Source organism: Streptomyces sp. NBC_01808 (genome assembly GCF_035917395.1).
Lineage (GTDB): Bacteria > Actinomycetota > Actinomycetes > Streptomycetales > Streptomycetaceae > Streptomyces.
In genome coordinates, this window is sequence record NZ_CP109072.1 from 1,607,071 (window position 1) to 1,631,939 (window position 24,869).

21 protein-coding genes and 1 pseudogene are annotated in these 24,869 nt (G+C 73.8%); 3 read left to right on the top strand and 19 right to left on the bottom strand.

What is annotated here, in order from left to right; genetic code table 11:
* Positions 1–8 precede the first annotated feature (8 nt).
* The 8 genes from OG946_RS06725 to OG946_RS06760 form a co-directional block, all read right to left on the bottom strand.
* A complete protein-coding gene (locus OG946_RS06725; RefSeq protein ID WP_326795226.1) occupies positions 9–875 on the bottom strand; it encodes a PmoA family protein in 867 nt (288 codons plus the stop codon).
* The gene (locus OG946_RS06730) at positions 872–2,053 is read right to left on the bottom strand and encodes a Gfo/Idh/MocA family protein (protein ID WP_326795227.1); all 1,182 of its coding nucleotides are present in this window, start codon (positions 2,051–2,053) and stop codon (positions 872–874) included. The genes OG946_RS06725 and OG946_RS06730 overlap by 4 nt, the downstream gene beginning before the upstream one ends.
* A complete protein-coding gene (locus tag OG946_RS06735) occupies positions 2,050–2,958 on the bottom strand; it encodes a carbohydrate ABC transporter permease (RefSeq protein WP_326795228.1) in 909 nt (302 codons plus the stop codon). Before OG946_RS06735 ends, OG946_RS06730 begins: the two co-directional genes overlap by 4 nt.
* Positions 2,955–3,920, bottom strand: coding sequence for a carbohydrate ABC transporter permease (locus OG946_RS06740; protein WP_326795229.1), 966 nt, complete (start codon positions 3,918–3,920; stop codon positions 2,955–2,957). The genes OG946_RS06735 and OG946_RS06740 overlap by 4 nt, the downstream gene beginning before the upstream one ends.
* A 99-nt stretch (positions 3,921–4,019) precedes the next feature.
* Complete coding sequence (araD, locus tag OG946_RS06745; protein ID WP_326795230.1) at positions 4,020–5,759, bottom strand: L-arabinonate dehydratase; 1,740 nt, start codon at positions 5,757–5,759, stop codon at positions 4,020–4,022.
* Complete coding sequence (locus tag OG946_RS06750; protein ID WP_326795231.1) at positions 5,756–6,709, bottom strand: dihydrodipicolinate synthase family protein; 954 nt, start codon at positions 6,707–6,709, stop codon at positions 5,756–5,758. Before OG946_RS06750 ends, araD begins: the two co-directional genes overlap by 4 nt.
* Positions 6,706–7,338 (bottom strand): GntR family transcriptional regulator, encoded by a 633-nt coding sequence (locus tag OG946_RS06755; protein ID WP_326795232.1) that lies wholly within the window; start codon positions 7,336–7,338, stop codon positions 6,706–6,708. The genes OG946_RS06750 and OG946_RS06755 overlap by 4 nt, the downstream gene beginning before the upstream one ends.
* Before the next feature lie 195 nt (positions 7,339–7,533).
* Positions 7,534–8,139 (bottom strand): TetR/AcrR family transcriptional regulator, encoded by a 606-nt coding sequence (locus tag OG946_RS06760; RefSeq protein WP_326795233.1) that lies wholly within the window; start codon positions 8,137–8,139, stop codon positions 7,534–7,536.
* 89 nt (positions 8,140–8,228) lie between these two features.
* Here OG946_RS06760 and OG946_RS06765 point away from each other — a divergent pair, with 89 nt between their 5' ends.
* Positions 8,229–9,185, top strand: coding sequence for a DMT family transporter (locus tag OG946_RS06765; protein ID WP_326795234.1), 957 nt, complete (start codon positions 8,229–8,231; stop codon positions 9,183–9,185).
* Positions 9,186–9,201: 16 nt separating this feature from the next.
* A pseudogene (locus tag OG946_RS06770) lies at positions 9,202–10,573 on the top strand (TerD family protein).
* A 71-nt stretch (positions 10,574–10,644) separates the two neighbouring features.
* Here OG946_RS06770 and OG946_RS06775 read toward each other — a convergent pair.
* The 3 genes from OG946_RS06775 to OG946_RS06785 all read right to left on the bottom strand — a co-directional run bounded on the left by OG946_RS06775 (position 10,645) and on the right by OG946_RS06785 (position 16,175).
* Positions 10,645–11,691 carry a 3-keto-disaccharide hydrolase gene (locus OG946_RS06775; RefSeq protein ID WP_326795235.1) on the bottom strand — a complete coding sequence of 349 codons (1,047 nt, stop codon included), beginning with the start codon at positions 11,689–11,691 and terminating at the stop codon, positions 10,645–10,647.
* A gap of 275 nt (positions 11,692–11,966) precedes the next feature.
* Complete coding sequence (locus OG946_RS06780; protein WP_326800165.1) at positions 11,967–14,336, bottom strand: PQQ-dependent sugar dehydrogenase; 2,370 nt, start codon at positions 14,334–14,336, stop codon at positions 11,967–11,969.
* Between the two features lie 357 nt (positions 14,337–14,693).
* Positions 14,694–16,175 carry a hypothetical protein gene (locus tag OG946_RS06785; protein WP_326795236.1) on the bottom strand — a complete coding sequence of 494 codons (1,482 nt, stop codon included), beginning with the start codon at positions 16,173–16,175 and terminating at the stop codon, positions 14,694–14,696.
* 204 nt (positions 16,176–16,379) lie between these two features.
* Here OG946_RS06785 and OG946_RS06790 point away from each other — a divergent pair, with 204 nt between their 5' ends.
* Positions 16,380–18,212 (top strand): endonuclease/exonuclease/phosphatase family protein, encoded by a 1,833-nt coding sequence (locus tag OG946_RS06790; RefSeq protein ID WP_326795237.1) that lies wholly within the window; start codon positions 16,380–16,382, stop codon positions 18,210–18,212.
* Here OG946_RS06790 and OG946_RS06795 read toward each other — a convergent pair.
* The 8 genes from OG946_RS06795 to sufC all read right to left on the bottom strand — a co-directional run bounded on the left by OG946_RS06795 (position 18,202) and on the right by sufC (position 24,863).
* Entirely contained in the window at positions 18,202–18,993 is a 792-nt protein-coding gene (locus OG946_RS06795) for an EI24 domain-containing protein (protein ID WP_326795238.1), read from the bottom strand. The genes OG946_RS06790 and OG946_RS06795 overlap by 11 nt on opposite strands.
* Positions 18,994–19,087: 94 nt before the next feature.
* A complete protein-coding gene (gene dapD, locus OG946_RS06800) occupies positions 19,088–20,083 on the bottom strand; it encodes a 2,3,4,5-tetrahydropyridine-2,6-dicarboxylate N-succinyltransferase (protein ID WP_326795239.1) in 996 nt (331 codons plus the stop codon).
* Between the two features lie 188 nt (positions 20,084–20,271).
* Positions 20,272–21,264, bottom strand: coding sequence for a CU044_5270 family protein (locus OG946_RS06805; protein ID WP_326795240.1), 993 nt, complete (start codon positions 21,262–21,264; stop codon positions 20,272–20,274).
* Positions 21,257–21,868 (bottom strand): RNA polymerase sigma factor, encoded by a 612-nt coding sequence (locus OG946_RS06810; RefSeq protein ID WP_326800166.1) that lies wholly within the window; start codon positions 21,866–21,868, stop codon positions 21,257–21,259. The genes OG946_RS06805 and OG946_RS06810 overlap by 8 nt, the downstream gene beginning before the upstream one ends.
* 176 nt (positions 21,869–22,044) lie before the next feature.
* The gene (locus OG946_RS06815) at positions 22,045–22,380 is read right to left on the bottom strand and encodes a metal-sulfur cluster assembly factor (RefSeq protein WP_027742964.1); all 336 of its coding nucleotides are present in this window, start codon (positions 22,378–22,380) and stop codon (positions 22,045–22,047) included.
* Positions 22,377–22,829 (bottom strand): Fe-S cluster assembly sulfur transfer protein SufU, encoded by a 453-nt coding sequence (gene sufU / locus OG946_RS06820; protein ID WP_326795241.1) that lies wholly within the window; start codon positions 22,827–22,829, stop codon positions 22,377–22,379. The genes OG946_RS06815 and sufU overlap by 4 nt, the downstream gene beginning before the upstream one ends.
* Before the next feature lie 16 nt (positions 22,830–22,845).
* Positions 22,846–24,102, bottom strand: a complete 1,257-nt coding sequence (locus OG946_RS06825; protein ID WP_326795242.1) for a cysteine desulfurase — start codon at positions 24,100–24,102, stop codon at positions 22,846–22,848.
* A complete protein-coding gene (gene sufC, locus OG946_RS06830; RefSeq protein ID WP_326795243.1) occupies positions 24,099–24,863 on the bottom strand; it encodes a Fe-S cluster assembly ATPase SufC in 765 nt (254 codons plus the stop codon). The genes OG946_RS06825 and sufC overlap by 4 nt, the downstream gene beginning before the upstream one ends.
* Positions 24,864–24,869: the final 6 nt, after the last annotated feature.

The window sequence follows — 24,869 nt, forward strand, 5'->3', positions numbered from 1 at the left end:
GCGGCCCGTCACGCCACCGCTCTGCGTGCCAGCGCCGCCGCGGCCGTCCGGTCCAGCCGGCCGTCGGCCACCGCCGTGACGACCCGCCGCGTCAGGCTCGCCCCATGCGCCAGCGGCACCCGCGCGGACCAGGCCAGCGCGGAGCCGACACCCGGGTAGTCCCGGGCGCGTACGAACCAGGGGTCGCGGCGGGTGGCGTCGGTGGCGCCGGCGAAGACCAGCGTCCAGGCGTCCGAGGCGAGCGCCAGCCAGCGCGCGGGCCGCCCGTGCACCGCCTCCTCGCCCTCGGCGGTCGCGGTGAACACCCGCGGCGGTCGCTCGGTGCGCGGCGCCCGCCAGAAGTAGCCGCCGTAGCCCGCGCCGGGGCGGCCGTTGGTGGCGGGGCTGCCGAACGAGACCGGCCCGCCCGAGACGTTGGTCAGCGCGAACGACACGCCCAGCGCCCACGCCCCGTCGCCCGCCGGGGCGACCGCGACCGCCCGGCGCTCGCGCAGCACCTCGGCGCCGTCCGCGTACCAGCCCAGTTCCTCGACGAAACCGTCCGGGTCGCGCAGCAGCCACCCGGCGTGCCGCTGCTCGCCGTGGTCGGCCAGCTCGACCGGGCCACGGCCGCGGACGAAGGTGCGCCCGCCCCAGAAGTTGCCGCCCGAGACGTCGGGGACGGCGATGCTGACGCCGAGGTGGTGCGGGTGGTCGCCGGGCATCAGCTCGGTGACCGGCACCCCGGCCAGGGTGGTGAGCGGGTGGAGGTACGGGCGCGGGGACAGCCGGGCGTCGAGGCGCGGGCGGTGGACGTAGCGGCCGACACGGCGGCCCGCGCAGCTCAGCAGGGTGGCGGCGTCGGTGCCGGTGCGGTTGCGGGAGGGGACGGTCATACGTGGCTCACCTCGCTGCCGGCGGCCCAGGGCGCGCCGAGTTCTGAGTAGAGGGCCAGCCGCTCGGCGCCGGCGGCGACGAGCGCGTCGATGCCGGGCACCACGCGGCGCACGGCCGGAGCGCCGCCGTCCGCGGGTGCGGCGCGCCAGGCGGCGGCGGGCAGCGGCACGGGGTCCGGGGCGGTGCGTACGGCCTCGACGACCCGCATGAACGCGCCGCCGTCCGCGACGGGGGCGAGCAGCGGGGTGCCGTCGCCGAGGTGGTCGAGGAGGTTACCCAGAAGGTCGGTCCTGCGGTACGTGAACTCCTCCGGGCCGTGCCCGGCGCGCTGGAGCAGGACGCGGTCCTCCTTGTACCAGAGGGTGATCCGGCCGGTGGCACCGTGCACCATCACGTACGGGTCGGCCGCCCGCTCGGCGCAGAGCGTGACGGCGGCGACGACCTCGGTGCCGCGGGCGGTGGTCAGCCGCAGGCAGGAGGTGTCGTCGGCCTCGATGGCGTGGGCGCGGTATAACTCCAGCTCGATGCCGGTGACGTCGCCGGCCCGCGTGGTGCCGTCCAGCGCGAGCGCGGTGGCGACGGCGTGCGCGAGCGGGTTGGTCAGCACCCCGTCGACCACGTCGTTGCCGTCGAGCCGGCGCCGCCCGGTCCAGGGCGCGCGCCGGAAGTACGCCTCGTCGCGCACCCACGCACCCGCGGCGCCGATGCCCCGTACCGCGCCGATGGCGCCGTCGGCGACGAGCGCGCGGACGGCGGGCAGGGCGTGCGAGCCGAGGGACTGGAAGCCGATCTGGCAGGCGGCGCCGGCGGAGCGGCAGGCGGCCTCGATGCGCTCGTACAGCGCGAACGACGGCGCGGGCGGCTTCTCCAGCAGCAGGTGCACGCCGTACGCGGCGGCCACCACGGCGAGGTCCGCATGGGTGGGGATCGGGGTGGAGACGACGGCCAGCCGCGCGCCCGTACGGGCCAGCAGCGCGGCGAAGTCGGCGTCCTGCGGGACGGGTTCGCCGGCGAACTCCGCCGCGGTCAGCGGGCGCGTCTCGCAGACGCCGGTCAGCCGGACCCGGCCCGCGCGCTCCAGCCGGCGGATGTTGGCCAGGTGCCGCCGCCCGTGGCCGCGGGCCCCGGCCAGCACGACGGGCACGGGTGCGGGCGTACGGAGGTCGCGGTCCATCATCCCTTCACCGCCCCCGCGCTGAAGCCGGTGATCAGCCACCGCTGGATGAACGCGAAGACGATCACCACCGGCACCGCCGCGATCACCCCGCCCGCCGCCAGCGCGCCCAGGTCGACGCTGTCGGCGCCGATGAGGGTGTTGAGGCCGACGGGGATCGTCTGCTTGTCCTGCTCGCTGAGGAACATCAGCGCGAAGAGGAAGTGGTTCCAGCTGTGGACGAACGCGAACGAGCCGACGGCGATCAGCCCCGGCCGCAGCAGCGGCAGCACCACCGCGCAGAACGCCCGGAAGCGCCCGCAGCCGTCGACCCAGGCGGCCTCTTCCAGCGCGTACGGCACGTTCTTGATGAACGTGCTGATGAGGATCAGCGACAGCGGGAGCTGGAAGACCGTCTCGGCGATGACGACGCTGCCCAGCGAGTTGATCATCTGCAGGCTGCGGAAGATCTCGAAGAGCGGGACGAGCATCAGCGCGCCGGGGATGAACTGCGAGCACAGCAGCCCGAGCAGGAACGCCTTCTTGATCCGGAAGTCGAAGCGGGCCAGCGCGTAGCCGCCGGCGAGCGCGACGCCGGTCGTCATCACGAGCGTGGCGACGCCGACGAGCATGCTGTTCTGGAAGAAGGTCCCGAAGCTGCGCTCGGTCCACACCTTGTCGAAGTGCTCGAACGTCATCGGCCACGGCACCAGCGAGGTGGAGCCGGCGGGGCGCAGCGCGAAGAGCAGCATCCAGTAGAAGGGGATGAGCGTGAACAGCAGGTAGAGCCCGAGCGGGAGCCAGATCTGCCAGCGCGGTACCTCGTCGTACGCCCGCCGCCGGCGGCGGCGTCCGCGGCGTACGGGAGGGGCGGGCGCGGCACCCGGGGCGCGCGGGGGCGCGGCGAGCGCGGTCGGAGCGGTGCTCATCGGTTGTCGCCTCCGAACTTGCTCAGGCGCAGGTAGAGGATCGAGCAGAAGAGGAGGATCACGAACGCGACGGTGGTCAGGGCCGAGGCGTAGCCGAAGTCGTGGCCGTGGATGCCGGTGTTGGCGACGTACAGCGGGAGGGTGGTCGTCTCGCCCGCGGGGCCGCCGCCGGTCAGGGTGTAGAGGAGATCGACGTTGTTGAACTCCCACACGGCCCGCAGCAGCGTCGACAGGATGATGGCATCCCGCAGGTGCGGCAGCGTGATGTGCACGAACTGCCGCAGCCGCCCGGCGCCGTCGACCGCCGCGGCCTCGTAGAGGTCCTTCGGCACGGACTGGAGATCGGCGAGGATGAGGATGGCGAAGAAGGGAACGCCGCGCCAGAGTTCGGCGAGTACGGCGGCCCAGAAGACGGTGCCGGTGTCGGAGAGGACCGAGGTGCCGTACGAGCCGATGCCGGCGTCGGCGAGGTAGCGGCTGACGCCGGTGGCGGGGTTGTAGAGCAGCATCCAGATCGTCGTGGTGAGGACACCGGAGACGGCCCACGGCGAGAAGACCAGGGCGCGGGCGAACGCGCGGCCCAGGAACGTCTGGTTGACGATCAGCGCGAGGGCGAGGCCGAACGCGAGCTGCAGCCCGACCTCGACGACGACCCACTTGGCGCTGAACGCCAGGGAGTCCCAGAACAGCGGGTCGTCGGTGAGCAGCGTGGTGAAGTTCTCCAGGCCCGCGAAGCCGTCGCGCCAGGGCTTGGTGACGTTGTAGTGGCGCAGGCTGTAGTAGAAGACGCTGAGCATCGGGTACGCGATGAAGCCCAGCATCAGCAGCCCTGCGGGGGCGATCAGCAGGTACGGAAGGCGCCGGGACCCCCCGCGCCGGCTGCCCCCGCGCCGGCTGCCCCCGCGCCGGCTCTCCGCGCGCCGCCGGGCCGTTCCTGGCGGCCGCGCCACGGCTTGGGCCATGTCTGCTCCTATCGGTGCCGTCGAAGCGCTTCGAGAACGTCGTTCGATCAGTCGGACAGGCTGGTATGCGGTGGAACGGAGTGGTGCGCGCCCGGGCGGTCAGCCCGCGTAGGGCTCGGGCACCCGGCCCGTACGGGCCAGGAAGGCGAAGTCGCAGCCGGTGTCGGCCTGCGTGATCTGGTCGGCGTACAGGGCGCCGTAGCCGCGCTCGTAGCGCGGGGGCGGCGGCGTCCAGGCGGCGCGGCGGCGGGCCAGTTCGGCGTCGCCGACCTCCAGCCGCAGGGTGCGGGAGGGGACGTCGAGGGTGACGAGGTCGCCGTTCTCGACGAGCGCCAGCGGCCCGCCGACGTACGCCTCGGGGGCGACGTGCAGCACGCAGGCGCCGTAACTCGTGCCGCTCATCCGGGCGTCGGAGATCCGCACCATGTCGCGTACGCCCTGCTTGAGCAGGTAGGCGGGGATCGGCAGCATCCCGTACTCCGGCATGCCGGGGCCGCCGAGCGGGCCCGCGTTGCGCAGCACCAGCACGTGGTCCGCGGTGAGCGCGAGAGCGGGGTCGTCGATGGTGCGCTGGAGTTCGCGGTAGTCGTCGAAGACGGCGGCGGGGCCGGTGTGCGCGAGCAGCCGGGGCTCGGCGGCGACGTGCTTGATCACCGCGCCGTCCGGGCAGAGGTTGCCGCGCAGCACGGCCACGCCGCCCTCGGCGGCGACGGGGTTGTCGCGGGGCCGGATCACCTCCGCGTCGTGCACCCGGGCGCCGGCCAGCCGCTCGCGCACCGTCCCGGCGACGGTGGGTCGGTCCAGGTGCAGCACGTCGGTGAGGCGGGAGAGCAGCGCGGGCAGCCCGCCGGCGAAGTGGAAGTCCTCCATCAGGAACCGGCCGCCGGGGCGCACGTCGGCGAGCACCGGCACGGTGCGCGCGATCCGGTCGAAGTCGGCGGGGGCCAGGGCGACGCCGGAGCGGCCGGCCATGGCGATGAGATGGATGACGGCGTTGGTGGAGCCGCCGAGGGCGAGGACGGTGGCGACGGCGTCCTCGTACGCCTCGCGCGTGAGGATCCGCGCGGGCGTCAGGTCCTCCCACACCATCCCGACGATCCGCGCGCCGGCCGCGGCGGCCATCCGCTCGTGCCCGGAGTCGACGGCGGGGATCGAGGAGGCGCCGGGCAGGGTCATGCCGAGGGCCTCGGCGGCGGCGGTCATGGTGGAGGCGGTGCCCATGGTCATGCAGTGGCCGGGCGAGCGGGCCAGCCCGCACTCCAGCTCGGCCAGCTCGCAGTCGCCGATGAGCCCGGCGCGGTGGTCGTCCCAGTACTTCCACATGTCCGTGCCGGAGCCGAGGACTTCGCGGCGCCAGCGGCCGGGCAGCATCGGCCCCGACGGGACGAAGACGGCGGGCAGACCGGCGCTGGCGGCGCCCATGAGCAGCGCGGGCGTGGTCTTGTCGCAGCCGCCCATGAGCACCGCGCCGTCGACCGGGTACGAGCGCAGCAGCTCCTCGGTCTCCATGGCGAGGAGGTTGCGGTAGAGCATGGGCGTGGGCTTCTGGAAGGTCTCCGAGAGCGTGGCGACGGGGAACTCCAGCGGGAAGCCGCCGGCCTGCCACACGCCGCGCTTGACGGCCTGGGCGCGCTCGCGGAGGTGGGCGTGGCAGGGGTTGATGTCGGACCAGGTGTTGAGAACGGCGACGACCGGCTTGCCGAGGTGCTCCTCCGGCAGGTAGCCGAGTTGCCGGGTACGGGCGCGGTGGCTGAAGGAGCGCAGCCCGGCGGCGACCCCGTCCCCGTACCAGCGGTGGCTGCGCAACTCGCGCCCCCGCCCGCGCTCTTCGCCGGTCATATCCCCCACCCCCGTACGATCTCCGCCACCCGCTCCCGCACGGGACCCGGCAGCAGCCGGCCCGGCGGGCGCACGTCACGGCGGGCCAGGCCGAGGGCGGCCAGGGCCTCCTTGACGACGGAGACGTTGTCGGCGGAGGCGTCGGCGGCGCGCAGTTCCTCGAAGGGGCGGATCTGCTCCCAGACGCGCATGGCCGCGGGGTAGTCGGCGGCGCGCAGCGCCTCCAGCATCGCGAGGGAGACCTTCGGCGCGACGTTGACGAGGCCCGAGGTGAAGCCGGTGGCGCCGCAGGCCCAGTAGGCGGGCGCGTACAGCTCGGCGAGCCCGGCGACCCAGGCGAACCGCTCCCGGCCGGCGTCGCGCGCGAAGGCGGCGAAGCGGGCGGCGTCGGGGACGGAGTACTTGACGCCGACGACGTTGGGGCACAGCTCGCCGAGCCGCGCCAGCCGGGCGCCGTCGAGCCGGTCGCTGCGGATGTACGGCACGACGCCGAGCCCGGGGACGGCCTCGGCGACGGCGCGGTGGTAGTCGACCCAGCCGCTCTGCGAGACGTACGGGTGTACCGGCTGGTGCACCATCACCATCTCGGCGCCCGCCTCCCCCGCGTGCCTGGCGGCCTCGACGGCGGTGGGCAGGTCGTGGCCGACGCCGACGATGACGGCGGCCTCACCGCGGACTTCGGCGACGGTCAGTTCGGTGACGCGGCGGCGCTCGCCGGGGCCGAGGGAGTAGTACTCGCCGGTGTTGCCGTTGGGGGTGACGGTCCGTACGCCGCCGTCGAGGAGGCGGCGCAGCAGCGCGCGGTACGCGTCCTCGTCGATGCCGCCGGCCGCGTCGAAGGGCGTGACGGGGATGGCGACGGCCTCGGCGAGCGCGGGCCTGAGGTGGTCCATGGGGCCGGCCTTCCGGTCGGGGGCGGCGGCGTCGGCTGCGGCCGGGGCGGCGGTCATGCGGGGAACGCCCGGGCGAGGAACGACGCGATGTGGTCGTGCAGCGCGGCGCCCGCCGCCCGCGCGTCGCCGGCGGCGGCGAGCCGGAGGATCTCCCGGTGCTCGCCGGCCTCGCGCTCCCAGGAGGGGTTGGCGGACCAGGCGACGGTGGAGACCAGCGCCGCCTGGTCGCGCAGGTCGTCGAGCATGCGGCTGAGCAGCGGGTTGCCGCAGGGCAGGTACAGGGCGCGGTGGAAGTCGCGGTTGGCGAGGCTGCGGTCGGCGGCGTCGGGCGCGGACTCGGCGCGTACCAGGGCCTCTTCGGCGGCGAGCAGCGACGCGTCGAGCGCGACGGTGCGGCGCAGCGCCTCGGGTTCGAGCAGCAGCCGGACGTCGTAGACCTCGCGGGCCATGGTGGCGTCCACGGTGCGCACGGTGACGCCCTTGTACTGGCTCATCACCACGAGCCCGGAGCCGGCCAGCGTCTTGAGCGCCTCGCGCACCGGCGTCTTGGAGACCCCGAACTGCGCGGCGAGGTCGGCCTCGACGAGCGGCTGCCCGGGGGTGAGCTTGCCGGTGAGGATGGCGTGCTTGATCGCGTCCTGCACGTACTGCGTGCGGGAGGGGATCGGGCCTGGAGCGAAAGTCATGGCCGCCCTTGGGGTATCTCAGGTATCGCGTCTCATATATGACGTACGAAGTACGACGCGCTGAAAGTAGGGCGGCCCGGGGGGTTCGTCAATGGGTGCGGCGGCACGACTTCCGTGCCACCGGGGGGAGTTGGGCGGCGTACGCGGGTGAGGGCGGGCGGCGTACCGGCGCCGGCCTGGTACGACGCGTCCGGCTCAGGCGGTGCAGCCGGCGCGCAGCAGCGCGGCCTCGGCGAGCCGCCGGGAGACGGTGACCGGCTCGGGCACGGCGGAGAGCCCGTAGAGCACGGTCGCGCCCTCGTGGATCAGCAGCAGCTCGTCGGCGAGCAGCCCGGGGTCCTCTGCTCCGGCCCGCTCGCACAGCTCGCGCAGATAGCCGCGCAGCCAGTGCTTCTGGTCGGCGATGACCTGGCGGCCCGCGTGCCCGGGGTCGGTCAGCTCGGCGGCGGCGTTGACGAAGCTGCAGCCGCGCGGGGACTGCCCGCCCATCCAGGTGCCGAGCGCGTCGAAGGTGGCGAGGATCCGGTCGCAGGCGGTGCCGCCGGCGGCGGTGCGCTCGACCTCGGCGGGCAGCCAGGTGCGCCAGCGCTCGTCGCGCCGCCGCAGGTAGGCAGCGACAAGGGCGTCCTTGGAGCCGTAGCGGTCGTAGATCGTCTTCTTGGTCACGCCGGCCCGGCGGGCGATCAGGTCCACGCCCACGGCGGTGATGCCGCGGTTGTAGAAGAGCGTCTCCGCGGCGTCCAGGATCTTCCGCGCCGCCGGCGTGAGCCGCGGCTGCACCGCCGTCTGCGTCGCCGCCATCTGCGACCACCTCCGCCGACGAGTATACCGACCTGTTTAGTACACTGGCCAGAACGAGTAAACCGATCGGTTTAATCTAGGAGGTCACCATGGGTGTCACGGCCGTCTCCGCCGGTCTCGTCACCTTCTGGAGCTCCGGCTTCATCGGCGCCGAGCTGGGCACCCGCGAGGCCGCGGCCGACACCCTGCTGATGTGGCGCTTCCTCGCCGCCGCGGCGCTCTTCGCCGGCGGCTGGCTGCTGCTGCGCCGCCACCGGCTCCCGCGCCGGGCGCTGGGCGAGCAGGCCGTGATCGGCGCCCTGTCGCAGGGCGGCTATCTGGGCGCCATCGTCTGGGCCGTGGGCCTGGGCGTCCCCGCCGGCAGCGCGGCGCTGATCGCCGCACTCCAGCCGCTGGCCGCGGGCGCGCTCGCCGGGCCGCTGCTCGGCGAGAAGGTGAGCCGGCGGCAGTGGGCCGGGCTGGCGGTGGGGCTCGCGGGGGTGGCGCTCGTCGTACGGGACGACCTCGGCGGCGCCGGCGCGGCACCGCCGTGGGCGTACGCGCTGCCCTTCGCCGGCATGGCCGCGCTGCTCGGCGCCAGCTTCCTGGAGCGCAGGGCCCGCTCGCCGCTGCCGCCCGCGGACGCGGTGCCCGTGCACGTGCTGGTGAGCGCCGTCCTCTTCAGCGCGGTCGCCCTGGCCGGCGGCCGGGGCGCGCCGCCCGCGGGCGGCGGCTTCTGGCTGGCGGTGGCGTGGGTCGTGGTGCTGTCCACGGCCGGCGGGTACGGCTTCTACTGGCTGAGCCTGCACCGCAGCGGGGTCACCGTGACCAGCGCGCTGATGTACCTGACGCCGCCGGTCACGGCGCTGTGGGCGTACGCGATGTTCGGCGAGGCGCCCGGCCCCGTGGCGGTGGCCGGGATGGCCGTCGCGGCGGCGGGCGTGGCGGCGGCGACCCTGGGCACGGGGGGCGCTGCGCGGCCGGCCGGCGACCAGGGGCGTAACGGTCCAGCGGAGGTCCCCGTCCGGGGGACACGGGCGGAACCGCGGACCGGGGCCGTTCGTTAGCCGGTGCATGACTGCGATGACCCCTGGCTCGAACCTACCGCTCAGCGCCGCCCGGGTGGCCGTGGACGTCACCGCGCCGGTGCGGCTCGACGTCTCGGGCCTCCTGCTCACCGCCGCCGGCAAGGTGCGCTCCGACGACGACTTCGTCTTCTACAACCAGCCCTCGGGCCCCGGGGTGACACACCAGTCGGGCGCCGCCGACACCATCACGGTGGACACCGCGGGCGTGCCCGCGGACATCGAGAAGGTCGTGGTCACCGCCAGCCTGGACAGCGGGACGTTCTCGGGGACCGAGCCGACGGCGACGGTGCGGGACGCCGCGAGCGGCGCGGTCATCGCCACGTTCACGCCGCCGCAGCTGTCGAGCGAGACGGCCCTCGTCGTGGTGGAGGTCTACCGGCGCAACGGCGCGTGGAAGGTCCGCGCCGTGGGCCAGGGTTACTCGAACGGGCTCGCCGGCATCGCCACCGACTTCGGCGTCAGCGTCGACGAGCCGGCGCCCGCGCCCGCCCAGGCCGCGCCCGCCGCCGCACCCCCGCCGCCGCCCGCCCCGGCCGCGCCGCAGGCCCGGCGGCCCCGCAGGCTCCCGCCGCACCGCAGCCGCCCGCCGCGCCCATGCCGCCGGCCGCGCCGATGCCGGGTTCCATGCCCCCGCCGCCCCCGGGCCAGTGGGGCGGCCCCGCGGCCCCGCCGCCCGCCCCCCGGCGCCCGGGGCCCCGCCCGCCCCCGGCGGCTTCGGCCCGCCCCCGGCCGCCCCGCAGCAGCCCGGACCGCCGCCGGCCGCCGGGCAGCCCGGGAAGGTCAACCTCGACAAGGGCCGCGTCAACCTCCAGAAGAACCAGACGGTCTCACTGGTCAAGGGCGGCCAGCCGCTGCTGACCACGGTGAAGATGGGCCTGGGCTGGGAGCCCGCGTACGGCGGCGGCCGGCGTCGCGCCAAGTCCATCGACCTGGACGCCTCCGTCATCGCGTACGGCCCCCAGCGCAACAAGATCGACAACTGCTTCTTCGGCAAGCTCCAGATCCTCAACGGCGCGATCCAGCACTCCGGTGACAACCTCACCGGCGAGGGCGCGGGCGACGACGAGGTCATCACCGTCCACCTCGGCGGCCTGCCGCCGGAGGTCACGGGCCTGGTCTTCACGGTCAACTCCTTCTCCGGCCAGAAGTTCACCGACGTCGCCAAGGCGTACTGCCGCCTGCTCGACGGCCAGACCGGCGAGGAGCTGGTCCGCTTCGACCTCACCTCGTCCGAGCCCCGCACGGGTGTTCTCATGGCGAAGTTCATCAAGCAGTTCAGCGGCGAGTGGGAGATGACCGCCCTCGGCGAGTTCGTCGACTCGCGCACCGTGAAGGGCATGGTCAAGCCCGCCGCGGCGGCGCTGTAACCCCCCGTACGCACACAGGCGGCGGGGCCCGGTCGCGGACCGGGCCCCGCCGCTTTCGTGTGCGTCGCCGGCTACGCCAGGTCGCGTACCCGGATGTTGCGGAACTCCACGACCGACTGCGTGTCGTGGTTCTGCAGGCCGATGTAGCCCTCGGCGAACTGCCGCCCGCTGGTGCCCGGGTCGGTCGGGCGGCCCGGGAAGGGGATGCCGGGCTTGTTCTCGAACTCGTTGATGACCTCGCCGTTGCGGATCACCGTGTACTGCTGGCCGACCACCCGGATCTCCAGGTCGTTCCACACGCCCTTCTCCGTGGGCTTCGCCGCGGCGAGGTCGAGGTCGGCGAAACCGTAGACCGAGCCGGTCTTGCGCGGGTCGTTGCCGGAGGTCTCGGCCGAGTCGTTGATCTGGATCTCGTGCCCGCAGTTGACGGACACCCACGCCGGGTCGTTCGTCCGGCACTCCGGGTTCGCCGCCGGGTCGACGCCCGGGAAGCGGACGAAGACGCCGCTGTTGGAGCGGCCGTTGTCCGCCCGCTCGTCGCGGAACTGCAGCCGCAGCGAGAAGTCGCCGAACTCCTCCTTCTCGTACCAGAGCAGCCCGAGCCCGCCGGTGGGCGGGTTCGGGCCCGTGGCCATCGAGCCGTCGTCGTTCAGCTCGAAGCCGCGCCCGCCGACGTAACCCCAGTCGTCGAAGGACTCCTTGCTGCCGTCGAAGATGACGTCGTACGGCGCGGGCCCGTGCTTGCCGCCGATGCCGGACTGCGCCGCGGTCGTGAGCAGCCGCGCGTACTCCCCCGGGCCGATCACGTCGGCGCGCAGCAGGGAGCCCGACACCTTCTCGGTGTGCGCCAGGAACGCGCCCCGGCTCTGCCAGGCGCGCTCGTCGTCGATGAGGTCGTTGATCGTGCAGCCGCCTCCGGCGGCGCGGTTGGGCACGCCGCTGTCGTCGTCCAGGAAGCGGACGGTCGGGCGGGCGTCGGGGGCCGCGCAGGTGGTGTCGCCTGCGGCGGCGCCGGCTGGGGACTCCCCGGCCGCGGTCGCGGTCGGGGCGAGCAGTCCTGCGGCGAGGGTGGCGGCGGCCAGGGCGGTGCCGGCGAGTGGGAGGCTCGTACGACGCATGGTGTGGCTCCTCGGGTGGTGTCGATGGGCGTACGGGTCAAGGGGCCGTGGGGGGATGCGGTGCTACGGCGCGGAAGGTGCCCGGAGCCGGCCGGTGCGGACCCGGCTCCGGGCCCGCCGCGCGCTGCCTGCGCCGCGCGCGGCTGCCGGTCGCGTCCCGCCGGGCGCGGGGTACCACCCGCGCCCGCCGGGACGTACGTACGGCCTTCCCCGCCGCCGCTGCCCGCCGGCGCTCCCCTCGGGGCGCCGGCGGTGGTGCGTGGCGGCGTGCGGCGTCAGCCGCTGCCGAGGTGGAAGCTGTCCAGCTTGAACTCCCCTCCGGTGAACACCAGATACAGCGACGTCGTCCCGGCGGGCGGGTCCGTCACGTCGGCGCCCGCCTCGTGCCAGCCGCTCTCGCCGCCCACCGGGGCGGTGGCGAGCACCGGCCCGTCGGGCGCGCCGGCGCGCAGCTCCACGGCCCCGTCGGCGCTGCCTGCGGCGTCGACGCGGGCGGACAGGCGCGTGATGTCGTCGAGCACGTACGGCTCGAAGGCGATCCACTCGCCGCCCCCGCCGGTGACGGCCCGGCCGCCCTCGGCGCCGCTCGCGGCACCGGCCGTGGCGCCCTCGGCGGTGCCGAAGTGCTCGGCCTGGCGGTGCGCGGGCTGGAGCTTGTGCTCGGCGCTGGTGTTCAGCGCGGGCACGCCCGCGGTGGCGCCGCCGCCGTCGGTGTAGCGGGCGCGGATGAGGCCGAAGAGGTTGGCGTTGTCGTCGTGCCGGTCCTCCTCGAAGGTCTCGATGGTGCCGGTGCAGCCCTCCTCGAAGGTCATCGGGTGTCCGTGGGTGTCGTGGCCGAGCGCGTAGTCGACGCGCACCCGGGAGCAGTCGATCTCGCCGTCCTCGGCGTCGGAGACGGCCACCTCGAACGGGATGTCGTCGCCGTACTCGAAGACCGTGCCGTCGGCCGGCAGCTTCAGCTCGACCTCGGGCGGGGTGTTGCCGACGACGACGCGGACGGCGGAGGTGCCGGTGTTGCCGTCGGGGTCGGTGACGGTGAGGACGGCGGAGTACTGGCCGTCCTGGCTGTAGCTGTGCTGCGGGTTCTGCTTGTCGGAGGTCTTGCCGTCGCCGAAGTCCCAGCGGTAGCGGAGCTGTTCGCTGTCCCGGTCGGCGGTGCCGGCCGAGGAGAACGCGACCTTCAGCGGGGCGTGCCCGGTGGTCGCGTCGGAGGAGGCGACGGGCTCGGGCGCGAAGCCCTGGGTGGCGTTCTGGATCCGGTAGAGGGCGGAGTTCTGGTCGCCGTTGAAGAAACCGGTGCCGTAGTCGAGGAAGTACAGCGCCCCGTCAGGACCGAACTCCATGTCCATGATCTTGCTGCCGGACGAGAAGTCCTCGATGGCGCCGACGCCGCCGTCCTCGCCCACGCCGATGGTCTTGATCCACTCGCGGCCCTGCTCGCCGGCGAAGAACAGCTCGTCGTAGCGCTCGGGGAGCTGGAGCCGGGAGCCGAGGTCCGGGTCGTGGCGGAAGACCGGGCCGGCCATCGGGGACTCCGAGCCGCTGCCGAACTCCGGGATGGAGTTGCCGTCGTAGGCGATCCAGGCGGACTGGGCCGGCGGCAGCTCGGTGAGGCCGGTGTTGCGCGGCGACTCGTTGCGGGGCGCGGCGCAGTCGAACGCCTCGCCGGACGCGCCGGTGGCGAAGTCGTAGTCGTTGTAGGCATCGTTGGCGCCGTGGCAGTACGGCCAGCCGAAGTTGCCGGCCTCCGTGATCCGGTTGAACTCGACCTGGCCGCCGGGCCCGCGGGCCGGGTCGGCGGCGCCGGAGTCGGGGCCGTAGTCGCCGACGTAGACGGTGTCGGTCGCCTTGTCGACGCTCATCCGGAACGGGTTGCGGAAGCCCATGGCGTAGATCTCGGGCCTGGTCTTCTCGGTGCCGGGCGCGAAGAGGTTGCCGTCCGGGACGGTGTACGAGCCGTCGGCGGGGTCGACCTTGATGCGGAGGATCTTGCCGCGCAGGTCGTCGGTGTTGCCCGCGGAGCGCTGCCCGTCGAAGGACGGGTTGCGGGTCTCGCGCTCGTCGATCGGCGTGTAGCCGTCGGAGGAGAAGGGGTCGGTGTCGTCGCCGGTGGACAGCAGCAGGTTGCCCTCGCTGTCGAAGGCGATGTCGCCGCCGTTGTGGCAGCACCGGCCGCGGTCGGTGCCGACTTCCAGCACGGTCTGCTCGCTGCCCAGGTCGAGGGTGCCGTCCTGGTTCAGGGTGAAGCGCGAGAGGCGGTTGACGCCCTCGTACGCCTCGAACTCGGCGGGCGTGCCGTCGCTGGGCGCGATGCCGTGGGGGGTGTCCATGACGGGCGCGTAGTAGAGGTAGACGGCGCGGTTGGTCTCGAAGTCCGGGTCCACGCCGACGCCTTGGAGGCCGTCCTCGTCGTGCGGGTAGACGGGGAGCTGGGCGGCGACGCGGGTGGCGCCCGCGGCGCCGGTGTGCCAGAGGGTGCCGTCGCGCGAGGTGTGCAGCACGGCGCCGTCGGGGAGCACGGCGAGCGCCATCGGCTCGCCGACCTGGTCGACGCCCTTGGCGAGGATGACCTGTTGCAGGTCGGGCGCGGCGGGGCCGTCCTGGGCCGCCGCCGGCGGCTCGTGCGCGGCACCGGTGGCGGCCATGCCGGGGGCGAGGCCGCTGCCGAGGAGCAGGGCGCCCGCGAAGGCCGCCAGGGCGGTGCGGAGTCTGGGTCGGGTCTTGTACACGTTGCGTCCTCCCGTGGGTGACGGGTACGGGGCATCGTTTCGCGACATACCTGACTTGTGTGGCGTGACTGGTGTGCGGACATGTGACTGGTGTGCGGACAGGCGCGCGCCGCCGTCAGGACCGTAACCGCTTTCGTCCCTGCCGAAAAGAGCTTTGGCAGTAACCAGCGTCAACTTCATCCCGGGCAAGGACAAAGCCCAGTTGGGAGCGCACGAGAGCGCCCGGCCGCGTACGGGCCGGGCGCTCTCGGATACGCGCTGGGCGGCGCGGTGTTACGCCATGGGCCGGGAACGGGCCTTGAAGGCCGCCTTGCGGGCGTCCTTGGCGACCTGCCGGTCCGGGTGCAACCGGCCCATCGCCTCCAGCACCTCGGGCGTGGCCGGGTGGTCCACGCGCCAGGCGGCGGCGAAGAAGCCGCGGTGCATGCCCACCAGGTGCTCCACCAGCTCGCGCAGCTCGGGGGTGTCGTCCCGCAGCCCGCCCAACTGGGCGGCGACGGTGTCGACGGCGAGCCAGAAGACCATGTCCTCGGTGGGCTGCGGCACGCCGGGGACGCCGCGCTCGGTGAGCCAGACGCGCGCCAGACCGCCCAGTTCGCGGTCGTGGAGCACGTCCCGTACCGCCGGCTCCGCCTCGCCGCCCGCGACGGCCAGCGCCTGCTGGCAGGCCAGCCGGCGGGCCGGGGCGCGGTCGTCGGTGCCGCGGGCGGCATCGAGGAGTTCGGTGGCCGCCTCGGCGGGCTTGCGGTCCTCCAGCCAGGCTTCGGCCTCCGTGTGGGCGACCTGGTCGGGCAGCCGGGGCAGGGCGTCGAGGAGGACGTAGGCGTCCTCGCCCGCCAACTCGCCCACGAGCGGGGCGACCAGGCCCTCGGCGAGCATCCGCCGGCGCAGCGCGTACAGCCCGAGGGGGGTGAGGCGCACGACGCCGTAGCGGGACACGTCCTCGTCCTCGGCGCCGTCCTCGGGCCCGTCCGCCGCGGGCGCGGTGCCGGCGGCTTCGAGGAGGATCTCCTCGGCCACCGGGCGGTACGCCACGACGCCGACCGGCTCCAGCATCCGGAACTGCTCGTCGAGCCGCAGCACCGCCTCGGAGACCTCCGCAAGCACCTCCTCGGTCGGCTCGTCCATGTCGTCGGGGACGACGAGCGAGGCGGCCAGCGCCGGCAGCGGGACGGCGCCGTCGGCGCCGGGGCCCTCCATGGCGGTGAGCAGGTAGAGGTTGGCCAGCGCGCCGTCGAGGAAGTCCGCGTCGGCCTCCGGGTCCCAGTCAAGACGGTCCAGGTCCAGCTCCTCGCCCGCGGTGATCTGCTCCACGAGCGCGCTCATGTCCGGCAGCGCGGCGTCGGACAGCACGCACTCGCAGGCGGCGGCCCACAGCTCCAGTACGTCGGCGGGCGCGCCGCCGGTGACCAGCCGCAGGTCGGCGCTCGGCGCCGCGGTGCCCAGCTCCTCGTCACCCTCCTCCGGCGCCGTGACGTCGACCAGGCCGACGTCCACGGCGATCCGCCACGCCTCGCCGGCGACCGCCCGCGCCTCGCCCTCCTCGTCCGCGCTCTCCTCCAGGCCCAGCTCCGCCGCGGCCTCGCGCACCTCGGCGTCGGGCAGCTCGCCGCCCGCGCCCACCCGCAACCCGGGACCGGCCCAGCGGGCCAGCCGGACGGCCCGCGCGAAGAGCGGCGAAGCCAGCGCCTCCCGGGCCAGCTCCGCCTCGGCGGGCAGCCGGACGGGCGGCAGGACGGTGCGGTCTGCGGTCATCGACAACTCCGAAGACTGGGGATCAATCGGACGCTGCCCAAGGGTAGCCCCCGCGGGGCGCCGCGGCCGAAGACGCCGTTCCGGCGGGCCGTGCGCCCGGTGTTCACTTCACGTTCCTTGACAACGCCCGTGCCTGCACACGAGATTGACGCGCGTAGATGTACGTCCCCTTCTCCCCGTCCTGCCCCTGTCCCGGAGGACACCATGCCACGCGCCCATCCCGTCCCCTACGCCGTCGCCGCCGCGCTCGCCGCCGCCCTGCTCACCGCCCCCGCCGCCGAAGCCGCGGGCGCCGGGGCGGACGACGGGCAGATACGTATCCGCGACATCCAGGGCGACACCCGGATATCCCCGCTCGCCGGCGAGCAGGTGACCGGCGTGCCCGGCGTCGTCACCGCCGTCCGCGCGTTCGGCTCCGCCCGCGGCTTCTGGGTCCAGGACCCGGAGCCCGACGCCGACGCCGCCACCAGCGAGGCCGTCTTCGTCTTCACCGGCTCCACCACCCCCCGCGTCGCGCCCGGCGACGCGGTCGAGGTCTCCGGCTCCGTCACCGAGTACTACCCCGGCGGCAAGAACGCCGGGCTGCAGTCCGTCACCGAGCTGACCGGCGCCACGTGGACCGTCCTGTCCTCCGGCAACCCGCTGCCCGACGCCTTCGTGCTGCGCGACGCCACCGTCCCCGCCCGGTTCGCGCCCGACGTGGGCGGCGGCAGCATCGAGGACTTGCGGCTGCGCCCCGGCTCGTACGCGCTCGACCGCTACGAGTCGCTGGAGGGCATGCGGGTCGCGGTGCGCGACGCCCGGGTCGTCGGGCCCACCACCGAGTTCAACGAGCTGTGGGTGACCGCGGAGCCCGCGCACAACCGCACCGCCCGCGGCGGCACGCTCTACGCCGGCTACAGCGACCCCAACGGCGGGCGGCTCAAGGTCGCCTCCCTCATCCCGTTCGCCCAGCGCCCCTTCCCCGTCCTGGACGTCGGCGACCGCCTCGGCGGCACCACGGCGGGCCCGCTGGACTACGACCAGTTCGGCGGCTACGAGCTGCAGGCCACCGCCCTCGGCGACGAGCAGCAGACCGGCCAGGACCCTGAGTCCACCCGCCCGCAGCGCGACGCCGAGCTGGCGGTGGCCACGTACAACGTGGAGAACCTCTCCGCCCGCGACGGCGCCGCGAAGTTCGACCGGCTGGCCCGCGCCCTCGTGGACGGCCTCGCCTCCCCCGACATCGTCGCCCTCCAGGAGGTGCAGGACGACAACGGCGCCACCAACGACGCCGTGACGAGCGCCGACGCCACCCTGCGCAAGCTGACGGAGGCGATCGCCGCCGCGGGCGGGCCCGCGTACGAGTGGCGCCAGCTCGACCCCGCGGACGACGCCGACGGCGGCCAGCCGGGCGGCAACATCCGCGTCGCGTTCCTCTACGACCCCGAGCGGGTCTCCTTCACCGACCGCCCCGGCGGCGACGCCACGACGCCCGTGCGGGTCACCGACGACGGCGGCACCCCGGCGCTGTCCGCCTCCCCGGGCCGTATCGCCCCCGGGGACGCGGCCTGGAACGACAGCCGCAAGCCGCTCGCGGGCGAGTTCACCTTCCGCGGGCGCACGGTCTTCGTCGTCGCCAACCACTTCAACTCCAAGGGCGGCGACCAGGGCCTCGACAGCCGCTTCCAGCCGCCGGCGCGCGGCTCGGAGGAGCAGCGGATCGCGCAGGCCGCGCTGGTCAACGGGTTCGTTCAGGACGTGCTCGCCGTGGACCGGGAGGCGGGCGTCGTCGTCGCCGGCGACATCAACGACTTCCCCTTCTCCCCCGCCGTGGCCCGGCTGACCGAGGACCGCGCGCTCGTCGACCTGGTGAACGAACTGCCGCGCGACCAGCGCTACGGCTACGTCTTCAACGGCAACTCGCAGGTGCTGGACCACATCCTGGCCAGCCCGGCGCTCGCCGCCCGCGCGGAGTACGACATCGTGCACCTCAACGCCGAGTACGCCGACCAGGCCAGCGACCACGACCCCTCGGTGGTCCGGCTCAGGCCCTGACCGGCGGCGGTCCTGGGGCCCGTGCCGGGCCGCGGTCCGGCACGTCGTCGCCGACGAGGTGGCGGGCGAGCAGCGTCGCGCCCGCCACCGCCCCCGGCATCACCACCACCGCCGCCAGCGGCACCAGGAACAGCAGCACGATCGGCACGCCGAAGCCGAGCGCGAGCATCTTGCGCCTGCGCAGCAGCGCCAGCCGCCCGCGCACGTCTATCCCCCGGCGCTGCAGGGCGAACGACGTCAGCTCGACGGTGAGGAAGAAGCCGGCGACGGCGAAGCCGAGCGCGGGCACGACCGTCTGCCCGAGGAACGGGACGAAGCCGAGGAAGAACAGCGGCACGGTGAACATCAGCGCCCGCGACAGCACATGGACGCTCTCCTTCAGCGACCGCCACAGCCCCGGCAGCAGCGGCTCGTCCTGGCCGGGCGGGCAGAAGCCGGCGTCCTCCTCGACGCGCCCCGACAGCGCCTCGTAGAACGGGTCGCCGATCAGCAGCGCGACGGCCGTGAACGTGAGCAGCGCGAGGCCGATGCCGCCGAGCAGCAGCAGGGCCATGAACAGCCCGCGCAGCAGGCCCTGCCAGGGCGAGTCCCAGTCGTCGGCGAAGGGCGTGGCCCACACGGCGATGTCGTCGGCCCAGTACGCGAGGGCGGCGAGCGCGGCGGCGTAGAGCACGAGCGCGATGAGCGCGGGCACGAGGCCGAGGGCCCACGACCGGCCGTGCCCCGCGACCCAGCGCAGCCCCTTGCCGACGAAGCCGAATCCGGTGGTGAAGTCACGCATGCCCGCAACCTTATGGGGTCGCGGGCACGCGTGGCGGCTCGGGCCGCGGGGCGCCGGGGAGGCGCCTCCCGGGGTACGAACCGGGCGCCCGGCGTCAGTCGTTGGCGTGGAGCGCGGCGTTCAGCCCGCCCCACGAGCCGGAGCGCTGGCGCGCCTCGACCGCGCCGGTGGTGGAGTTGCGCAGGAACAGCAGGTTGCTCGCGCCGGACAGCTCGCGGGCCTTGACCACGGCGCCGTCCGGCAGCGCGACCTTCGTACCCGCGGTGACGTAGAGACCGGCCTCGACGATGCAGTCGTCGCCGAGCGAGATGCCGATGCCCGCCTGGGCGCCGAGCAGGCAGCGCTCGCCGAGGGAGATGACGTCCTTGCCGCCGCCGGAGAGCGTGCCCATGATCGACGCGCCGCCGCCGACGTCCGAGCCGTCGCCGACGACGACGCCCGCGGAGATCCGGCCCTCGACCATGGACGTGCCGAGGGTGCCGGCGTTGAAGTTGACGAACCCCTCGTGCATGACGGTGGTCCCGGCGGCGAGGTGCGCGCCGAGGCGGACGCGGTCGGCGTCGCCGATGCGGACGCCGGAGGGCAGCACGTAGTCGACCATGCGCGGGAACTTGTCGAGGTGGCTCACCTGGAGGTGCTGCCCGGCGGCGCGGACCGCGAGCCGCACCTCCTCGATCCGGTCGGCGGGCACGGGGCCGTGGGAGGTCCAGGCGACGTTTGCCAGCAGGCCGAAGACGCCGTCGAGGTTCTGCCCGTGCGGGCGGACCAGCCGGTGGCTGAGCAGGTGCAGCCGCAGGTACACGTCGTGGGCGTCGGCCGGCTTCTCCTGCAGCGAGGAGATCACCGTGCGCACCGCGACGACCTCCACCCCGCGCCGCGGGTCGGGGCCGAGCGCCGCCCGCGCGTGCTCCCCGAGCAGCTCGGCCGCGCGCTCGGCGGTCAGCCGCTCGGTGCCCGCGGGGCCGGGGTCGTCGGCGAGCGCGGGGGCGGGGAACCAGGTGTCGAGGACGGTGCCGTCGGGGGTGACGGTGGCCAGGCCGGTGGCCGCGGCGCCGGTGGGGAGGGTGGTGGAGGTCGCTGCGTCGGTCATACCCGAACGCTAACCGCCGCCCGGCGCGGGAGGCGAACCGGTCCGCATGGCGACACGGCCCGGCGCTGCGCGGCGGCCGGCGGGCGGCCCGGCACACCCCGGACCGCCCGCCGTTCCCGTGTCGCCCACGCGAGTCCGGTCCGCCGGGTGTGCCGTGCGCCCCGCCTCCCTACGCCGCCGGGCGGCCCTCAGGGCCGTACGCCGTCGCCGTCCACCAGCGCGGACCGGATGACCGCCGAGCCCGTCACGACCTCGCCCTTCTTCGCCTTCACCTTCGAGTCGCCCCTGCTGTCCGAGGTTTCGGTGGCGACCCAACGGTGGCCCAGGTAGGCGTACGTCTGGGGATCGATCAGCAGTTCGTCGCGGAACCCGTCGTCGACGCCTGCGTCGCGGTAGAACGCCAGCGCCGGCCGGCCCGCCGCATCCGTGACGGTGCTGTCCGCCACACGCAGCCCTGGGATCGTGGCCATCGCCTCGTAAACGCGGGACTGCCCGACGGGGTGCATCGGCGCCGAGGCCAGCAGCACGCGCAGCGACCCGAAGTTCCAGGCGGCCAACTCCTCGTCGCTGCGCCCGGCGCCGGGATTGTCGCTGTCGGGCCGGCCGCCGTTCTCGGGGTAGAACCAGCGGGCCTTCTGCAGTACCTCGTCGGTGTCCTCGGGCAGTGTGGCGAGGTACTCGAAGCGCTCCCGCGGCGAGTGGTCGTCGCCCTCGTTCCAGTCCTCGAACTCGGGGTCGGCGTACTTGTACCACTGCTCCCCCGAGGCCGGAGAGTCCGCGCCCAGGACGCCGTCGTTCTCCTCGACCGTCTGCAGGTACACCCACTCCCCCGCCTCCGGCTTCGGCACCGGCTCATCCCGCACCGCGTCTGCGGCCCGCCGCAGCAGCTCCGGCGCGCTGTCGTGGACCGGCGTCTGCGCCGCCACCTCCCCGTTGCCCGCCGCCGGAGAACCCCCCTCTCCGCCTGGGCCGCCGCCGACGGACATCGTCAGCAGTGCCACCGCCGTGACGCCCGCGGCCACCGCGCCCGACACCACGCGCCAGTCGCCCAGCACCGGCAGCCGCCGGCGCTTGCGCGCGCCGGCGGCGTCGAGCAGCCGGCGGCGGCCGGGGGCGAGCCGCTCGCGGTCGGGGGCCGGCGCGTCGGCGCGCCACTCGCGCAGCTTCGACATCTCATCCATGGGTTGCCGCCTCCGGTGCGTCGTGGGTGGAGTGGGGATCGGGCCCGACGGCCGCGCGGACCTTGCGACGGGCCCGGCTCAGCCGGGAGCGCACGGTGCCGATGGGTATGTCCAGCGCCTCGGCGACCTCCGCGTAGCTGAGGTCGGCCCAGGCCACCAGCAGCAGCACGTGCCGGTCGCCGGCCGCGAGACCGGCGAGCGCGCCCGCGAGCGGCGCGTGCGCGGCCTGGGCGGTGAGCCGGTCGTCGGCCTCGTCCACCCAGGAGTGCGCCACGGGGTCGACGCCGGTACGGGCCAGGGCGCGCAGCCCCCGTACCTCGGAACGGCGGTGCCGGCCGATGAGGTTGGCGGCGATGCCGTAGAGCCAGGGCCGGGCGCTGGCCCGGCCGGTGTCGTAGCGGGCCCGGCTGCGGAACGCGGCCAGGAAGGTGTCGGCGGTGATGTCGTCGGCCGCGCCGGCGCCGAGCCGGCGGGTCGCGTAGCGGTGTATGGCAGGGGCGTACCGGTCGTACAACTCGGCGAACGCCTCGGGCCGGTCCAGCGACTCCTCGATGACGGCGGCGTCTCCGTCGACGAGGGGGGAGACGTCGTGCGGTGGCTCCAGTCGTCTCTCCGTGAAGTCGTGCGGCGGGTCGGTCACTGGGCGGTCCCCGTTCGGAAGGTGGTGGCGGAGCCTGTCACCTCTTGTTGCCCGATGGCCGCACACGCGTTCTCGGTACTTTCCCGGGAAACACCGCAGGCCCGCCCCGAGCAAGCCGGGGCGGGCCTTCCGAGGGTCGGTCAGACGTTGAAGCCGAGCGCGCGCAGTTGCTCGCGGCCCTCGTCGGTGATCTTGTCGGGGCCCCACGGGGGCATCCAGACCCAATTGATCTTCAGGTCGTTGACGATGCCCTCGGTGGCGGCCTTCGCCTGGTCCTCGATCACGTCGGTCAGCGGACAGGCCGCCGAGGTCAGCGTCATGTCCAGGGTGGCGATATTGCCCTCGTCCACGTGGATGCCGTAGATGAGGCCGAGGTTGACGACGTCGATGCCCAGCTCGGGGTCGACGACGTCGTACAGCGCCTCGCGGATCTCGTCCTCCTCCGCGGGCTTCGTCGTCACGTCGGTATCCGTCATGCTGCGGCCTCCTTCAGCGCCTGGGCCGTGGCGTCTTTCCACGCCATCCAGGACAGCAGGGCGCACTTCACGCGCGCCGGGTACTTCGAGACGCCGGCGAACGCGACCGCGTCCTCCAGCATCTCCTCCATGGCGTCGTCCGGCTCGATCCTCCCACGCGACTGCATCAGCTCCAGGAACCGCTCCTGGATCCGCTGCGCCTCGGCCAGCTCCTTGCCCACCAGCAGCTCGTTGAGCACGGAAGCGCTGGCCTGGCTGATGGAGCAGCCCTGGCCCTCGTACGAGACGTCCTCGATGGTCCGCCCGTCGAGCTTCACACGCAGCGTGATCTCGTCGCCGCAGGTCGGGTTGACGTGGTGCACCTCGGCGTCGCCGTCCCGCAAGCCCCGCCCGTGCGGGTGCTTGTAGTGGTCCAGGATGACGTCCTGGTACATCGAATCGAGCTTCACGCTGTTCCCACGCCCTTCAGCCGAAGAAGTTCCGGACGTACTCCAGGCCGTCGATCAGCGCGTCGACCTCGCCCGGGGTGGAGTACAGATAGAACGACGCCCGCGTGGTCGCAGGAATTCCGTACCGCAGGCAGACCGGCCGTGCGCAGTGGTGGCCGACCCGGACCGCGATGCCCTGCTCGTCGAGCACCTGGCCGACGTCGTGGGGGTGGATGTCGCCGAGCGTGAAGGAGATCGCGGCGCCGCGGTCCTCGGCCGACGTCGGGCCGATGATCCGCAGGTCGGGGACCTCCTGGAGCCGCCCGAGCGCGTATTCGGTGATGGCGCGCTCGTGCGCCTCGATCTGCTCCATGCCGATGCCGCTGAGGTAGTCCACCGCGGCGCCGAGGCCGACGGCCTGGGCGATCGGCGGCGTGCCGGCCTCGAACTTGTGCGGCGCCGGGGCGTACGTCGAGGAGTGCATCGAGACGGTCTCGATCATCTCGCCGCCGCCGAGGAACGGCGGCAGGTCGTCCAGCAGCCCCTTGCGGCCCCAGAGCACCCCGATGCCGGTGGGCCCGGCCATCTTGTGCCCGGTGAAGGCGACGAAGTCGGCCTGGAGCGCCTGCACGTCCAGCGGCATGTGCGGCGCGGCCTGGGAGGCGTCGACGACGACCAGCGCGCCGACCTCCTGGGCGCGCCGGACGATGGCCTCGACGGGGTTGTGCGTGCCGAGGATGTTGGAGACCAGCACGAAGGAGACGACCTTCGTCTTCTCCGTGATGACCTCGTCCAGGTCGCTCAGGTCGAGGCGGCCGTCGTCGGTGAGGCCGAACCACTTCAGCTTCGCGCCCGTGCGCTGCGCGAGCAGTTGCCACGGGACGATGTTGGAGTGGTGCTCCATCTCCGTGATGACGATCTCCGTGTCGCGGTCCACGCGGTACGGCTCGTCGGCGAAGCCGAGCATGTTGGCCACGAGGTTCAGCGACTCGGAGGCGTTCTTGGTGAAGACCACCTCGTCCCGGCTGGGCGCGTTGACGAAGGCGGCGACCTTGTCACGGGCGCCCTCGTACAGCGCCGTGGCCTCCTCGGCGAGGACGTGCACACCGCGGTGCACGTTGGCGTTGTGCCGCTCGTAGTACGCGTTCAACGCGTCGAGCACCTGGCGCGGCTTCTGCGAGGTCGCCGCGTTGTCCAGGTACACGAGCTTCTTCCCGTCGTGGACCGCGCGGTCCAGGATCGGGAAGTCCTTGCGGATCGCCTCGGTGTCGAGGAGGCCCGGCAGTGGGGTCACGCTGATGCGCCGCCCTTCACGTAGGCTGCGTAGCCCTCTTCCTCCAGCTTGTCCGCCAGCTCCGGGCCGCCGGACTCGGCGATCCGGCCGCCCGCGAAGACGTGCACGTGGTCGGGCTTGATGTAGCGCAGGATGCGGGTGTAATGGGTGATCAGCAGGGTGCCGACCTCGCCGCTCTCGCGGATCCGGTTGACGCCCTCGGAGACGATGCGCAGCGCGTCGACGTCCAGGCCCGAGTCGGTCTCGTCGAGGATCGCGATCTTCGGCTTGAGGAGTTCGAGCTGGAGGATCTCGTGGCGCTTCTTCTCACCGCCGGAGAAGCCCTCGTTGACGTTGCGCTCGGCGAAGGCGGGGTCGATGTTCAGCCGCTCCATCGCCTCCTTGACCTCCTTGACCCAGGTGCGGAGCTTGGGGGCCTCGCCGCGGATGGCGGTGGCGGAGGTGCGCAGGAAGTTGGAGACGGTGACGCCGGGGACCTCGACCGGGTACTGCATGGCGAGGAAGAGGCCGGCGCGGGCGCGCTCGTCGACGCTCATCTCCAGCAGGTCCTCGCCGTCGATGGTGACGGTCCCGGAGGTGATCTGGTACTTGGGGTGGCCGGCGACGGAGTACGCCAGGGTGGACTTGCCGGAGCCGTTGGGGCCCATGATGGCGTGAGTCTCGCCCTGCTTCACGGTCAGGTCGACGCCCTTGAGGATCTCCTTCGTGGCGTTGTCGGCCTCGACGGAGACGTGCAGGTCGCGGATTTCAAGCGTTGCCATGGTGCC

Bases quoted from the DNA above. Each gene is read 5' to 3' on its own strand.
- OG946_RS06725 (WP_326795226.1), bottom strand. From the start codon at position 875: ATGACCGTCCCCTCCCGCAACCGCACCGGCACCGACGCCGCCACCCTG.
- OG946_RS06730 (WP_326795227.1), bottom strand. From the start codon at position 2,053: ATGATGGACCGCGACCTCCGTACGCCCGCACCCGTGCCCGTCGTGCTG.
- OG946_RS06735 (WP_326795228.1), bottom strand. From the start codon at position 2,958: ATGAGCACCGCTCCGACCGCGCTCGCCGCGCCCCCGCGCGCCCCGGGT.
- OG946_RS06740 (WP_326795229.1), bottom strand. From the start codon at position 3,920: ATGGCCCAAGCCGTGGCGCGGCCGCCAGGAACGGCCCGGCGGCGCGCG.
- araD (WP_326795230.1), bottom strand. From the start codon at position 5,759: ATGACCGGCGAAGAGCGCGGGCGGGGGCGCGAGTTGCGCAGCCACCGC.
- OG946_RS06750 (WP_326795231.1), bottom strand. From the start codon at position 6,709: ATGACCGCCGCCCCGGCCGCAGCCGACGCCGCCGCCCCCGACCGGAAG.
- OG946_RS06755 (WP_326795232.1), bottom strand. From the start codon at position 7,338: ATGACTTTCGCTCCAGGCCCGATCCCCTCCCGCACGCAGTACGTGCAG.
- OG946_RS06760 (WP_326795233.1), bottom strand. From the start codon at position 8,139: ATGGCGGCGACGCAGACGGCGGTGCAGCCGCGGCTCACGCCGGCGGCG.
- OG946_RS06765 (WP_326795234.1), top strand. From the start codon at position 8,229: ATGGGTGTCACGGCCGTCTCCGCCGGTCTCGTCACCTTCTGGAGCTCC.
- OG946_RS06775 (WP_326795235.1), bottom strand. From the start codon at position 11,691: ATGCGTCGTACGAGCCTCCCACTCGCCGGCACCGCCCTGGCCGCCGCC.
- OG946_RS06780 (WP_326800165.1), bottom strand. From the start codon at position 14,336: ATGGCCGCCACCGGTGCCGCGCACGAGCCGCCGGCGGCGGCCCAGGAC.
- OG946_RS06785 (WP_326795236.1), bottom strand. From the start codon at position 16,175: ATGACCGCAGACCGCACCGTCCTGCCGCCCGTCCGGCTGCCCGCCGAG.
- OG946_RS06790 (WP_326795237.1), top strand. From the start codon at position 16,380: ATGCCACGCGCCCATCCCGTCCCCTACGCCGTCGCCGCCGCGCTCGCC.
- OG946_RS06795 (WP_326795238.1), bottom strand. From the start codon at position 18,993: ATGCGTGACTTCACCACCGGATTCGGCTTCGTCGGCAAGGGGCTGCGC.
- dapD (WP_326795239.1), bottom strand. From the start codon at position 20,083: ATGACCGACGCAGCGACCTCCACCACCCTCCCCACCGGCGCCGCGGCC.
- OG946_RS06805 (WP_326795240.1), bottom strand. From the start codon at position 21,264: ATGGATGAGATGTCGAAGCTGCGCGAGTGGCGCGCCGACGCGCCGGCC.
- OG946_RS06815 (WP_027742964.1), bottom strand. From the start codon at position 22,380: ATGACGGATACCGACGTGACGACGAAGCCCGCGGAGGAGGACGAGATC.
- sufC (WP_326795243.1), bottom strand. From the start codon at position 24,863: ATGGCAACGCTTGAAATCCGCGACCTGCACGTCTCCGTCGAGGCCGAC.